The following is a 13,179-nucleotide window of genomic DNA, read 5'->3' on the forward strand; positions in this document are numbered from 1 at the left end:
AACATGCCTAACCAAAATTACTCCATTGTTCTTTTAGTACTCTTACTTTTTGGCTGCAAACATGAAGCAGAAAAGCCAATGGTATTGGTTACTTCTGTAGACGTGATAAAATTAGAAGCTAAAACGGTCCCTATATACAAGGATTTTGTCGGGCAAGTTTTTGGAATAAAAGACATTCCCATCCGAGCACGTGTGGACGGTTTTTTGGAAGGCATGCATTTTGAAGAAGGTAATCGGGTTGAAAAAGGAGAGCTTCTTTACAGTATCGATTCACAATCTTTTGAAGCCGAAGTTGCCAGGGTTAACAGTGACGTTTCGGCTGCCAAAACCCTATTGGCAAAATCCAACAGCGATTATAACAGAATCAAACCTCTAGCCGACCTGAATGCCGTAAGTAAAAGTGATTTGGATGGCGCCACGGCAAGAAAAGAAGCCGCAGATGCCGAGCTCAAAGCTGCCTTGGCCTCCCTTGAAATAGCAAATATAAATTTAGGGCACTGTAAAATTTATGCCCCCATAAATGGCGTGATTGGAAAAACGCTTGCCACGGAAGGCGAATATGTAGGAAAACAACCTAACCCTATCATTTTAAATACCGTATCGGATATTGATACCGTCAGGGTGCAGTTCTTCCTCTCTGAAGCAGAATACCTAACCTTTATGAAACGCTTGATAGGTACCCATCAAAACACGGATGAAAAGTTCAAAACTATTGCAGACAAGCAAATTTTGGAATTGGTTCTTTCCGATAATTCCATTCATCAATACAAAGGACATCTAGACTTTTTAGACCGTAATATAGACCCAAGTACCGGTTCCATTTTACTCCAAGCCTCATTCCCTAATCCAGACAGACTTATCCGTCCGGGTCAATTCACCAAAGTTAGGGCCTTGGTGAACCAGCGAGAGAATACCATTTTAGTTCCCCAAAAGGCCGTCCAGGAAATTCAAGGACAATACATGGTGTTTGTGGTGGGCAATGATGGTGTCGTGCAAATACGAAATATAGAAGTGTTTAAAAATTATAAGGATTATTACATTGTGGAAAAAGGACTTGAGCCCGGCGAGCAAGTGATAGTTGACGAAGTTCAAAAAGTAAAATCCAAAATGAAAGTTGCCCCCAAATTAGTTCAGTATCAAAGCAAGGTAGAAAACTAATATCAAATTTTATGTCCGACTCCAAGGGTAACTTATTTGTACGTCGACCCGTTTTAGCGATGGTTATCGCCATCATTATTACGTTGGTGGGCGCCATTACCTTAACCGGTCTTCCCGTTGAACAATACCCTAGTTTAAGTCCGCCACAAGTGGTGGTAAGGGCAAAATACCCTGGCGCCAATGCCATTGACATTGAAGAATCGGTAGCAACTCCCCTGGAGCAACAAATAAATGGGGTTGACAATATGCTCTATATGCTGTCCACAAACTCCAACGATGGAACTATGGCCATTAGGGTATCCTTCGATGTGGGAACCGATCCTGATATGAATGCCGTTTTGGTCCAAAATAGAGCTGCGGCAGCCACCGCCCGATTGCCGGAATCTGTCAAACAATTGGGGGTTACCACCAAAAAGGCCATGTCTAATGTGATGATGGTGGTCACACTTTCGTCGAACGGTAGTTTTGACCAAGAATTTTTGGGGAATTATGCTTTAATAAACCTTAGGGATGAACTTCTAAGGCTTCCCGGAGTTGGGGACGTGACCGTTTTTGGATCTGATTATTCCATGCGCATTTGGGTGAAACCCGATAGACTGTCGCAATTGGGAGTTACGGTTCCGGAAATCATGAAGGCCATAAATGAGCAAAACGTATTGGTCCCTGGCGGGCAATTGGGGGCAGAACCCGCCCCTAAAGGCACCGAATTCACGTATACCGTAAGAATGCCTTCTCGATTTAATTCAGAAGAAGAATTTGGAAATATTATTGTTCGCGAAAAACCTGATGGCTCAGAAATAAAAATAAAGGACATTGCGGAAGTAGAATTAGGCATCGAAAAATACAATGCCTTTACCCGCTTAAATAAAGAAGTCTGTACGGTGATTGCCATCTACCAAGCGCCAGGATCCAACGCCCTTGAAGTTGCCAATGGCATAAAAGAAGCGATGGCCTCTATGAGCACAAGATTTCCTGAAGGCATTACCTACGACATTTCCCTAGACACCACCTTGGCCATTACCGCTGGGATTGATGACATTATTGAAACCTTAATAATTGCCTTAATATTGGTAATATTTGTGGTGTTTTTATTTCTGCAAGACTGGCGGGCCACCCTCATTCCCTGTCTGGCAATTCCTGTATCTCTCATAGGTGCTTTTATGTTCTTTCCTTTCCTTGGTTTTACCATCAATGTATTATCGCTGTTAGGATTGGTATTGGCCATTGGTATCGTTGTGGACGATGCCATTATTGTGGTAGAAGCTGTCCAAGTAAATATTGAAAGAGGTATGGCCCCGAAAGAGGCTACTATCGATGCCATGAAAAAAGTAACGGGCCCCGTAATTGCCACCACCTTGATACTGATTGCTATTTTCATACCGGTGGCAGGAATGTCCGGTATTACGGGAAGGCTCTACCAACAGTTTGCTATTACCATTGCATTGTCTGTGATTGTATCATCAGTTAACGCCCTTACGCTATCGCCGGCACTCTGTAGTTTGCTCTTAAAAGAACCTAAACCCTATAAAGGAATCTTAGGGAAACTTTTCGGGGGATTCAATTCTTTTATGAAAAAATCCACCGGAGGCTACATGTCCGTGACCAATGTGGTTACTGGCAAGATCAAACGCGGATTGATATTTATTGGCATTTTGATTGTTGGCATGGGAGTCCTATCAAAATTGGTCCCAATGGGCTTTATCCCTGAAGAGGACATGGGCTACTTTTTTGTCAATATTCAGCTGCCTCCTGCAGCATCCATACAACGCACCAACGACATCACTAGACAAGTGGAAGATTTATTGGTGGCCAAAGAAGACGTGCAATATGTTACCAATGTAACGGGCTACAGTTTGCTGTCCACCTCTTTTTTGAATAACTCTGCCGTGATGTTTGTAAAATTGAAAGATTGGGATGAACGGAGCATTACCGTGAAAGAATTTGTTGAGAATATCAATCTAGAACTCTTAAAAATACCGGGCAGTATCAATTTGGCCTTTGGCCCGCCCCCAATTCCAGGACTGGGAAAAGGATCTGGATTCAGTATTATGATTCAGGATAGAGGCGGTAATACCCCGAAATACCTTTCTGATCAAACCAATATCTTTACGCAAAAAGCCATGGAACGCCCTGAAATAGGAAGGGCCTATACACCATTTAATGCTGCGGTACCGCAACGTTTGTTAGAAGTCAACAAGGAAAAGGCCCTTAAACTAGGTGTCCCATTAAATGAAATTTACGCGACCGTTGGCGCCTATATGGGAGGTACCTATGTTAATGATTTCAATAGATTTGGGCGACTTTACAAGACCTATATACAAGCCAAACCCGAGTACCGCCAGGATGAATCCGGATTATCGAGTTTCTTTTTAAAAAACAACAAAGGAGATATGGTACCAATGTCTACGCTCATTGATATGGAACATATTTCGGGACCAGATTACACCAATCGATTCAACCTTTTCCGGTCAATTGAGGTCTCAGGTGCTGCGGCCTCTGGCTACAGTACATCACAAGCGTTGGACGCTTTGGAAGAAGTTGCCAATGAAGTGTTGCCAAGCGATATAGGCTATTCGTGGAACGGACTTTCCTATCAAGAGAAAAAGGCGTCTGGAGGCTTGCTGCCCATATTGGGATTGTCTATGATTTTTGTCTTTTTAATTCTGGCAGCCCAGTATGAAAGTTGGTCCTTACCCATCAGTGTGTTGGCAGGAACTCCATTTGCTATTTTCGGGGCCTTCCTTGGTTTGTATATTGCCAGGCTCCTATCTCCTTCCTTTGAAAACAATGTATTTGCCCAGGTATCTTTCGTTATGCTCATTGGTATGGCTGCCAAAAATGCCATTCTTATTGTTGAGTTTGCAACGGAAGAATTCCACAATGGAAAGAGCTTATATGATGCCGCCATTATGGCAGCCAAAGAACGCTTTAGACCAATTCTAATGACGGCCTTTGCCTTTATTTTCGGGATATTCCCCTTGGTAATTGCCACTGGGTCTGGTGCTGAAGCTCGAAAAGTAATGGGTATGACCCTATTGGGAGGCATGCTTGTGGCCACCTTCGTTGGGGTATTTCTATATCCAATGCTATTTGTGTTTATAGGCAAACTCTTTGGTTACGAAAAGAAACGATTGAAAAAAGAATCCACGGACACCGCAGGGCATACAAAAGAATGACACACAAACTGATAACATATAGTCTCTTTGTCGCGCTACTTTTAGCCATATATTCCTGTGCCGTAGGACCTAATTTCAAACCTGCAGAAGTTAACGAACCTGTCGATTTCAGATACAACATTCAACAGGACACAGTAATCAACCTAAACTGGTGGGAACTATTTAAGGATCCTGTCCTGGACTCTTTAATCACGACAGCTCTAAACAATAACAGGGACGTTTTAATAGCCAGTAGCAGGATAGAACAAGCCCGTGCCGTACTAGGCGTTAGCAAAGCCGATTTTGGTCCGGCCATAGGGTATTCAGGTAACCTAACCCCTACCAATTACCCTCAATATGTAACGGTTGATGAGGTGACAGGCAACTATTCCTTCCAAGCTTTCCTGAGTTGGGAAATTGATGTTTGGGGCCGTATAAGACGCAGCAATGAATCTGCTCGGGCAAATTTGTTGTCGTTAGCCTATGCAAAAAGAGCCACCCAACTAAGTTTGATTAGCGAAGTTGCCTCCAGTTATTACGATTTGCTGGATTACCGCACCCGATTGGTCATTGCCCAAAACACCTATCAGGTTCGGGATAGCGCCCTGACCATCATCAAATTGCGCTACGAAAAAGGCATCATTCCGTTACTCGATGTCAATCAAGCGGAAGTTCAGAGTGCCACAGCCCAAGTGGCCATTCCTCTGTATCAGCGGCAAATTGCTTATACCGAACACCGTTTAAAATTACTGCTAGGAGATTATCCTGGACCAGTGCCTAGCCCTGCCACGCTTATAGAAAAAAAATTACCTGATTCCCTACCGGCAGGACTCCCCTCAGACCTACTGTTACGGCGTCCCGATATTATTGCTTCCCAATACGACTATTGGTCGCAACATGCCAAAATAGGAGTTGCAGAAGCCTTGCGTTTTCCTACGATAAGCCTCACAGGTGTCTTGGGGTATGGGAGTCCAGAGTTGTCTGATATAATTTCCAATGGGTTGGGTTGGGGAGTCCAAGGCAGTCTTATAGGTCCTCTTTTCCAATGGGGAAAAAACAAAAGAAGAGTTGATATTGAAAGAGAAGGTACCAAGCAGGCACTCTTCTCCTATGAAAACACAGTACTAAATGCCTTTAGGGAAGTAGATGATGCCTTGATTGCTGTGCAAACCCTTAAGGAAGAACTTAAAATAAAAGAGTTCAGATACAAAGCTGCCGAAAGCGCCAGTTATCTGTCCGGTTTGAGATACGACAAAGGGGTTACCAGCTATTTGGAAGTCATCGAAAACCAACGACAGACCTTTGCCGCCAAACTGGAATATTCACAAACCTATAAAGAGGTCTTTTTGGCATACATAACGCTTTATAAAGCCTTAGGAGGTGGTTGGATAAGCGAAAGTGAGCGCGAGGAATACGCAAAAGCATATGAAGAGCAAATGAATTTGGAAGAAAATAGCGTTAGAAGGGACACACTTATCTATAAAGGACAAATACCCAATTTAAAAACACCCAATAAGAATTAATTCAGGGCAATTGAAATGGCAACATACAGAAATAAACTACCTCAGCTTTCTACATCTCTGTTTATGACAGATGGTGGCATTGAAACTGACCTTATTTTTAACAAAGGACAAGATTTACCGGAATTTGCCGCTTTCGATTTACTAAAACACAAAGATGGCAAACAAACCCTAAAAAGTTATTACAAGGACTATCTGGTAATTGCTAAGGATAAATGCAATGGCTTTGTGCTCGAAGCCCCCACGTATAGAGCCAATCCAGATTGGATTATCAAAATAGGATATGCATTGAATGATTTACAAGCAATTCACCACACTGCTACAGAACTTCTTGAAGATTTAAGGAAGGACTTTGAAACCGATAATTTTAAAATTCCCATCAGTATTTGTATTGGCCCTCGAGGCGATGGTTATGTCCCTAGCAAGATCATGAACATCAAAGAAGCAGAGGTATATCATACTTCCCAAATTAAAGCAGCTTCCAACACAAATGCTGACTTTGTTTCCGGCTTTACTTTAAATTACAATGATGAGGCCATTGGAATAGTTAATGCCTCCAAGAAACACAATATCCCTGTGGTTATTTCATATACTGTTGAAACAGATGGAAACCTTCCAAGCGGACAATCCCTAAAAGATGCTATTTTGTCCCTGGATAAAATGACCAACAATTACACTTCCTACTTTATGATAAACTGTGCGCATCCGGAGCATTTTAAAAATATTTTAAACACCGAGGAATCTTGGACCAAACGAATTAAAGGAATTAGAGCAAATGCCTCAAAAAAGAGCCATGCGGAACTGGATGAATCGGAAACCTTGGATATTGGAAATAAAGAAGAACTGGCGAAAGATTATTGTGATTTAAAAACCCTCCTCCCTAATTTAAGTATCATTGGCGGGTGCTGTGGAACCGATTCAACGCATTTAGCCACTATCTGCGATTCATGGTTTAAAATCAATTAAGCCAACAAAGTATTCAAAAAAAAAAAAACGTCAACACTTGAACAAAAGCCCCACTATAAAGAACGTTCAGCTACACACTGAAGTTAGTTGTAAATATGCCACTTCGATTTACACCTTCCAAATCCTTGAGAAACCAAATGATGCAGAATTAGAGTTGATAATAGACTTCCATAACAATTCAGAACTTGCTACAAAAGTGATTGATGACCATAAAGCTGAAATTGAATTATATAAAAAATATAAGGCGTATTACAGTTACGGATTCTATATTGCAAGAAAGAACTAAATAAATGACTGGAATATTCGTAATAATTGCAATTTCTTGGCTTCTACTATACCTCATTGAAAAGCAACATATTTTAGTCCTAGGATTTCTTCCATTAGCCAAGAGGTTCAAACAATTCTTAAGCGGATTTTTAATCACGGCCATCCTCTGTGCGCTCACAGAATTTTTAGAGTCATTTCTTAGATCATCAGATTGGATTATCAATGAAACTATCTCGAATGGAGTGGTACTAAAATCATTTTTGTGGGATTTCAATTCTGTCGTAACCGAAGAACTAATCTTTCGAGGAGCGATGTTATACATACTGATCCACAGAATAGGTCCCCAAAAAAGAATACTGATTTCTTCCATAGCATTTGGAATTTATCATTGGTTCTCCTTTGGCATTTTTGGAAATGTAATGGCAATGAGTTTAGTTTTTATTGGAACCGCATTAATGGGCTGCGCTTGGGCTTTGGCTTTTGCGAAAACAACCTCCATAATGCTCCCAATTGGACTTCACCTAGGATGGAATTCTGTGTACAACACCATATTCTCAAAAGGACCTCTTGGACCTATGGTACTCATTCAAAAAGGCGGAAGCGAATTGACCAATTGGGCATCCTTTTTAAATTTTATAAGCGGCATGGTAATAGTTCCAATTATAGTACTGATATACGTAAAATACTTCGTCAGAAACGAACTGAAAGTCGGGATCAAAACTGCATAAAAGCCACAACAAACTTCTTTTTAACCCTTAGCCGCCTAACAAAAATTAATAGCCTAATTTTTATATTCAGCTAAAATTAAGCCTATCCCCCTTAACCCAATAACATCTTAATTGCCAAAATCAAGTTCCCAAATCATTGTGATCGATTTTATTTATCTTCGTTTTAGAACCTCAACCACTTAAACAGGTTGTAGCCCGAGTACATGAAAATAATACTAACATCCATAGGAACAAGAGGCGACATGGAACCTTTTTTGGCTATTGGTGAAATTCTACAAGACCGAGGGCATAAGGTAATCTGTCTGTTTCCTGAGCAATTTAGGGACCTTGCAGAGGATTCGGGTTTTGAATTTGCCTCCTTGGGCAGTGAGTTCATAGAAATGCTTAACAGTCTCGTTGGACAAACCGTTATGGGAGGCGGAAGGCTTGGTTTGAAAAAACTAAAGGCACTCTTTAAACTTGCTTCAATGCAAAAAAGCATCAACCAAAACATGGTTTTGAAGCAAGAATCCCTCATTGAAAAAGCACAACCTGATAGGATTGTCCATAATGGAAAAGTCATGTATCCTGTCATCTGGGGCCTTGAACACAAGGGCAAACGAATTTTAATTAGTCCTGTCCCCTATTTGCACTACGTAAAAAATCATTCCCATCTGGCATTCCACAAAAACTTTGGGACCACTATCAATAAATTCACCTACGATTTGGCCAATTTCGGTTTGATAAAAACCATATCAAGCTCGCTTAAAAGCTTATCAATTCCAAAGCAGATAAAAACAAGGCAAATTAAAAAGGCTTTGTTTGAAGAAAAAGTGATTTACACGATTTCCCCATCCCTTTTCAAAAGGCCTGAGTATTGGAATGACAACCTTTACGTTTTGGGATATCACGAAAGAAAGAAAACCATAAACTGGGAGCCGTCTGCCGAATTAATATCGTTTTTGCAAAACCATTCCAAAGTAATATTGGTGACCTTTGGAAGTATGATCAACACCAATCCTGAAAAGAAGACCAAGATCATCATGGATATCTTGGAGCGGCATGGCATCCCAACAATTATCAATACAGCTTCGGGAGGCCTTGTGCAACCAAAAACATACAATAAGGACATTTTTCATTTTGTAAACCGCATTCCTTATGATTGGATATTCCCTAAACTGTACGCGGTCATACACCACGGAGGCTCAGGCAGTACACATACGGCCATAAAATACGGGTGCGCCTCCATGATTATTCCGCACATTATTGACCAGTTTGTTTGGAATGAAATTATCCATAAAAAAGATTTGGGGCCCTTGGGAATTAATATCAGCAAGATAAACACCAAAACCCTAGAACCAAAAATCATTGATTTATATACCAATGATTCCTATAAGAAGAATGCTGAAATTTTAAGTAGGGAAATGCAAAATGAATCCTATAAAGCTGAACTTTGCAAAGTCATCGAAGCATAGAAAATGATATTGTTATTTAATGCAACTCTTTAAACTAACCAAATCAACAAAGGAAAATTCACCACAACCTAACCGACACAAAACTAGAAAGATATGCGCAATTTAATTTACACCATTTTGTTTCTTGGCTCTACAATTTTAACGGCCCAAACAATAAACCAAGTCGATATTGATAAGGGATCCATGAGTTATCTCACCAAAGGAGAGGGAGAAATCATACTCTTTATTCATGGTGCCCAGGAGGACTACAGAGTATTTTTACCGCAGGTGGAACTCCTCAGTAAACAATTCAAAGTTGTGACCTACAGCAGAAGGTATAACTTCCCTAACAACAATAACCTCACCGGAACTTATAATGCTGAAACCGAAAGTGAGGATTTAAAGCGTTTAATTGAACAGCTAGGAGGCCCTGTGCACTTGGTAGGACACAGTTACGGAGGACTCATAGCCATTAACTTCGCCCTAAATTATCCCGAATTAACTAAAACTCTAATAGTATCGGAGCCTGCTTTGATTGACTGGTTAAAAACAATGCCTGAATGCAAAACCAGTTACGAGGATGTCCAAGAACACTTAATCAAGGAAACCAGAGAGGCCTTCAAGACTAAAGACACCACAATGGTTATGAAGGAATTGTTTGAGTTCTTTGCGGGAGCAGATCTGCAAGACCAGGTTCCTCCCGAAGTTTTAACCATGCTAAAGGAGAATTTAAGGGAGATAGAAGCCCTTGTGACTTCAGAAAACGGGTTTAGGTCACCTAGCTGTCAATCGCTTAAAAAATTAAGCATCCCTATCATGATCTTTACCTCAAATCACACCTTGCCCTTACTAAAATGTACCAATGTAAAACTTGTAGAGTGCCTCCCCAATGCAACCCATCATTATTTGGAAGCTGCAGGGCACGAAATGTGGCTGACCCACCCAGAAGAATTATCCCAGTACATCTCTGCATTTTTAAAAGATTAAAATTTTCACTGAATGATTGGCCAACCAAGGTTTCAAGCCTCATGTTCTAACTTCCAACTCTAACATATAGCGTTTCAAAATTACTATCGGTCCATTTTATTTTTAGCGTATCATTTACCGAATAAGTAATGGTGCCTTTATGCTTAAGCCCCTTATGAAATACCGTAATTTTATTTTTTTCCAAACTATAAGGATTATAACCTCCTCCATCAGGATCAACCACATTAAAGGATGTTGCCGATATGTGAAAATCCGCAAAGGGAGCGCTTGGATCCTGGGACCAAAGACCAAATACGTTTGTTGTGTCCACTTCTAAATTCCGAAAGACCGTTTTTTTAGGTTGTTTAGTGTATTGAATTTCACTCGTCCCTTTACTAGGTTCAACTGCATAAGTATTGTTCGTGTTGGCATTTTTGCACGAAAAGGCACTTAAGATAAGTGCAGAGAACAGTATGTAGGCAATTTTTTTGTTCGTGTTATTCATAATAATGGTTTGAACCAACGATTATCAATTCTTAAACTTTGCTAGCCAATTGCATAGTTTCCTCCTAAAGCCTCCCCCTTCAATGATTTTATCCCTATGAAGCTTCACAATCAATCTATTCCCCGCCGCATCCAAAAAGCGGTAGGCCACGTAGCAAATTCCATCCTTGTGCTCACTTAGAATGTTGATATAATCAAGACCCAATACCTTTTTGGGGGCTTCGAAGGTTTTTGAAAGGTGTACTGTTATGGTATCCATTATGGTTTTCTGGTGGTCTTCAAAAAAGTGAATGGCGTTTAACTGCTCCTCTTCCATATCGTGCAAAAAACTAACCGCTATGCTGTTAGCATACATATTAGTATAACCGTTGGTCTCTTGGTCGGGTATTACAGCTGTAAACTCCTCATTGAGCTGTCTAAACCCCTTAAGGGCTTCAACCTGTATATAACTGTCATAATCCTGTGTTTGCATAAGTTTTCTCTTGATTTCATCTAATTACTGGTAAAACTAAGGATTCCGTAAATACGTAGAAACACGGATACCGTTCTAAAAAATAACGCCTTAAGTTTACGGAAAATTAATTATTTTGTAGGAATTGTTTCGTTAATTTGAAGCCTAAAAATAATAACCTTCAAAAGACGCACCTACATAAAAACTATATTGACAAACAGTAATCAACTTTTTTAACTATCCATATAATTCTATGAAAAAAGCAACTTTAGTTACTTTATTAGTGCTCTTAGTTTTTGGCTGCTCAAAAAAACAAGATGAAATAATCGAAGAACCCAACTTAGAAACTTTTGAACTTACAACCAATCAATCTACAGCAAAACAACTAGAACTTGTATTAATCAAATCTAATGAAATCAACTTTAACGACGATTCCTATATAGCCTCATTTGGAGACGTTGAAATCGACCTATATAAAACGGAGGATGGCAATCTCATATTTTCTGTTCCAGAAATTAATCCTGGCCCTAGGGAATTAGAATTAATTATTGGAAACAAAATAGGTACTGTCGCTTTTTCTATTGAAGAAAACACAGTTCAAAATCCCGATATGGTAATTGAAGAAGAACTAGTAACACCTTTAAACGCTTTCCAAAGTGACCTATCCGAACTTTTGTTAGATGATTCCTTTTCTCTTGAGACAAAAAATCAACTAAGTTCTGCACAACAGATGATTATTGATTTTTTAGCAAAATTCAATACAATATCTGACGAAGAAAAAGTGGAAGTCGCAAAATTTTACAATGCCAACCCAATATTTACAACAGATTTTTTAAATAGTGCTTCAAGAAACTCTATGGATGGAAATTCAGATTATGACTGCTTTAAAGTGAATTCCCAAAGAGTAGTATTAACAACAGTAACAGTACTAGGTTTTGTTACCGCATTACCACATTTAACTGCAGTTGGGCCTTTTGGCTCTGCTACAGCACTCGTAGGTTTTGTTGCTGGTGTTTATGCTGCGGCTACTATAATCAATGCAGCACGGGAAAAATTAATTAATGATTGCTTTCTCCCTTTTGAACATGCGTTAAGTGACAGTTTTGGGAACTCAAATGATTTTGAGGTAAGTAATGATTCTGATTACAACTTTACCATAACATCTGAACAAAGGCATATAGTTGCCTCTGACTCTGAAAGTTCGAATACCACAGTAGCGTTAACAATTGAAAAACTAAACTTAGTAAAGTACAAATGGGAAACACTAAAAAATGGCATAAACTCGTTAATTACCAATACCTCCAATTGGTTTAACAATTGGTTTGGCAATTCAAGTGCAAACTACGAAGGTATTACATACGATTTCGAGGATACACCTGAGACGTCTGAAGAGCTATCATCAGAAGGCAATAGTGAATTTATATACATTGAAGATTTCCCTTCCGATGTAGATGTTGAATATTCTGTTGCTTCAGACAACTCCATAAATTTAAAGTTTACAGCAGACGAATCAACTTTACCAAGAACAGTTACAGGTATTGTAAAATTTGATGATGGTGATTTTACAACAGAGAATGAATTTAGCGTTACCATAGGAAATTCAAATATTCATCCTGAGTGGGCCTTGGGATCTTGGAAACTATGGACAGCACAAGGATTTGAAGAAGATCTTGGCGATACCGGATGTTTTGATTTGTTAACTAGAACGATAGATGGCCAAGTTTGGTATTTTTACTACTACCCTAACGGTATAGACTATATTGAATTATTTGCAGACGGAACCGTAGAATTTGTAGGAGCTACAAACGGATGCGAAGATATTCCAAGTGAAACTCCAAGTTATTCTACTTGGTCAGTTATCAACAACACTTTAACAATCGACCTGTACTGGCTTGATTTTGAATTAACCAACTTCACGGAAGACACTACTCAATATGAATTTTATTCAAGCCCTGGAGCATTTTATCTGAACTTCTTTCAACGCTAAATACCTAAAGATTTTTAAGTTTTGATAATGATTTTAAAAGCAAA

Annotated in this window: 11 protein-coding genes; 9 read left to right on the forward strand and 2 right to left on the reverse strand. The window is 39.7% G+C overall.

Translation table 11 applies throughout. The features are described 5' to 3' along the window. Positions 1-3 precede the first annotated feature (3 nt). The 8 genes from ZA05_RS10215 to ZA05_RS10245 all read left to right on the forward strand — a co-directional run bounded on the left by ZA05_RS10215 (position 4) and on the right by ZA05_RS10245 (position 10,214). Positions 4-1,158 (forward strand): efflux RND transporter periplasmic adaptor subunit, encoded by a 1,155-nt coding sequence (locus ZA05_RS10215; protein ID WP_053991590.1) that lies wholly within the window; start codon positions 4-6, stop codon positions 1,156-1,158. Positions 1,159-1,169: 11 nt separating this feature from the next. Next, a complete protein-coding gene (locus ZA05_RS10220; protein ID WP_053991591.1) occupies positions 1,170-4,334 on the forward strand; it encodes an efflux RND transporter permease subunit in 3,165 nt (1,054 codons plus the stop codon). Further along, positions 4,331-5,836 (forward strand): efflux transporter outer membrane subunit, encoded by a 1,506-nt coding sequence (locus ZA05_RS10225; RefSeq protein WP_053991592.1) that lies wholly within the window; start codon positions 4,331-4,333, stop codon positions 5,834-5,836. Before ZA05_RS10220 ends, ZA05_RS10225 begins: the two co-directional genes overlap by 4 nt. 15 nt (positions 5,837-5,851) lie before the next feature. Next, positions 5,852-6,799 carry a homocysteine S-methyltransferase family protein gene (locus ZA05_RS10230; protein ID WP_053991593.1) on the forward strand — a complete coding sequence of 316 codons (948 nt, stop codon included), beginning with the start codon at positions 5,852-5,854 and terminating at the stop codon, positions 6,797-6,799. Between the two features lie 37 nt (positions 6,800-6,836). Beyond that, positions 6,837-7,085 carry a hypothetical protein gene (locus ZA05_RS18215; protein ID WP_157514652.1) on the forward strand — a complete coding sequence of 83 codons (249 nt, stop codon included), beginning with the start codon at positions 6,837-6,839 and terminating at the stop codon, positions 7,083-7,085. A 4-nt stretch (positions 7,086-7,089) separates the two neighbouring features. Next, the gene (locus ZA05_RS10235; protein WP_053991594.1) at positions 7,090-7,794 is read left to right on the forward strand and encodes a CPBP family intramembrane glutamic endopeptidase; all 705 of its coding nucleotides are present in this window, start codon (positions 7,090-7,092) and stop codon (positions 7,792-7,794) included. Between the two features lie 203 nt (positions 7,795-7,997). Then, the gene (locus tag ZA05_RS10240) at positions 7,998-9,248 is read left to right on the forward strand and encodes a glycosyltransferase (RefSeq protein WP_053991595.1); all 1,251 of its coding nucleotides are present in this window, start codon (positions 7,998-8,000) and stop codon (positions 9,246-9,248) included. A gap of 93 nt (positions 9,249-9,341) precedes the next feature. Next, positions 9,342-10,214, forward strand: coding sequence for an alpha/beta fold hydrolase (locus tag ZA05_RS10245; RefSeq protein ID WP_053991596.1), 873 nt, complete (start codon positions 9,342-9,344; stop codon positions 10,212-10,214). A 46-nt stretch (positions 10,215-10,260) separates the two neighbouring features. On the opposite strand, the gene ZA05_RS10250 is transcribed toward ZA05_RS10245, so the two are convergent. Further along, the gene (locus ZA05_RS10250) at positions 10,261-10,698 is read right to left on the reverse strand and encodes a hypothetical protein (RefSeq protein ID WP_053991597.1); all 438 of its coding nucleotides are present in this window, start codon (positions 10,696-10,698) and stop codon (positions 10,261-10,263) included. Between the two features lie 24 nt (positions 10,699-10,722). Then, positions 10,723-11,169, reverse strand: coding sequence for a hypothetical protein (locus ZA05_RS10255; RefSeq protein ID WP_053991598.1), 447 nt, complete (start codon positions 11,167-11,169; stop codon positions 10,723-10,725). 232 nt (positions 11,170-11,401) lie between these two features. Between ZA05_RS10255 and ZA05_RS10260 the strand changes: the two genes are divergently transcribed. After that, positions 11,402-13,135, forward strand: coding sequence for a hypothetical protein (locus tag ZA05_RS10260; RefSeq protein ID WP_053991599.1), 1,734 nt, complete (start codon positions 11,402-11,404; stop codon positions 13,133-13,135). Positions 13,136-13,179: the final 44 nt, after the last annotated feature.

Source organism: Mangrovimonas sp. TPBH4, assembly GCF_001280505.1.
GTDB lineage: Bacteria > Bacteroidota > Bacteroidia > Flavobacteriales > Flavobacteriaceae > Mangrovimonas_A.

What these genes read in the sequence shown, in the direction of transcription:
- ZA05_RS10215 (WP_053991590.1), top strand. Translation starts at nt 4, where the DNA reads ATGCCTAACCAAAATTACTCCATTGTTCTTTTAGTACTCTTACTTTTT.
- ZA05_RS10220 (WP_053991591.1), top strand. Translation starts at nt 1,170, where the DNA reads ATGTCCGACTCCAAGGGTAACTTATTTGTACGTCGACCCGTTTTAGCG.
- ZA05_RS10225 (WP_053991592.1), top strand. Translation starts at nt 4,331, where the DNA reads ATGACACACAAACTGATAACATATAGTCTCTTTGTCGCGCTACTTTTA.
- ZA05_RS10230 (WP_053991593.1), top strand. Translation starts at nt 5,852, where the DNA reads ATGGCAACATACAGAAATAAACTACCTCAGCTTTCTACATCTCTGTTT.
- ZA05_RS10235 (WP_053991594.1), top strand. Translation starts at nt 7,090, where the DNA reads ATGACTGGAATATTCGTAATAATTGCAATTTCTTGGCTTCTACTATAC.
- ZA05_RS10240 (WP_053991595.1), top strand. Translation starts at nt 7,998, where the DNA reads ATGAAAATAATACTAACATCCATAGGAACAAGAGGCGACATGGAACCT.
- ZA05_RS10245 (WP_053991596.1), top strand. Translation starts at nt 9,342, where the DNA reads ATGCGCAATTTAATTTACACCATTTTGTTTCTTGGCTCTACAATTTTA.
- ZA05_RS10250 (WP_053991597.1), bottom strand. Translation starts at nt 10,698, where the DNA reads ATGAATAACACGAACAAAAAAATTGCCTACATACTGTTCTCTGCACTT.
- ZA05_RS10255 (WP_053991598.1), bottom strand. Translation starts at nt 11,169, where the DNA reads ATGCAAACACAGGATTATGACAGTTATATACAGGTTGAAGCCCTTAAG.
- ZA05_RS10260 (WP_053991599.1), top strand. Translation starts at nt 11,402, where the DNA reads ATGAAAAAAGCAACTTTAGTTACTTTATTAGTGCTCTTAGTTTTTGGC.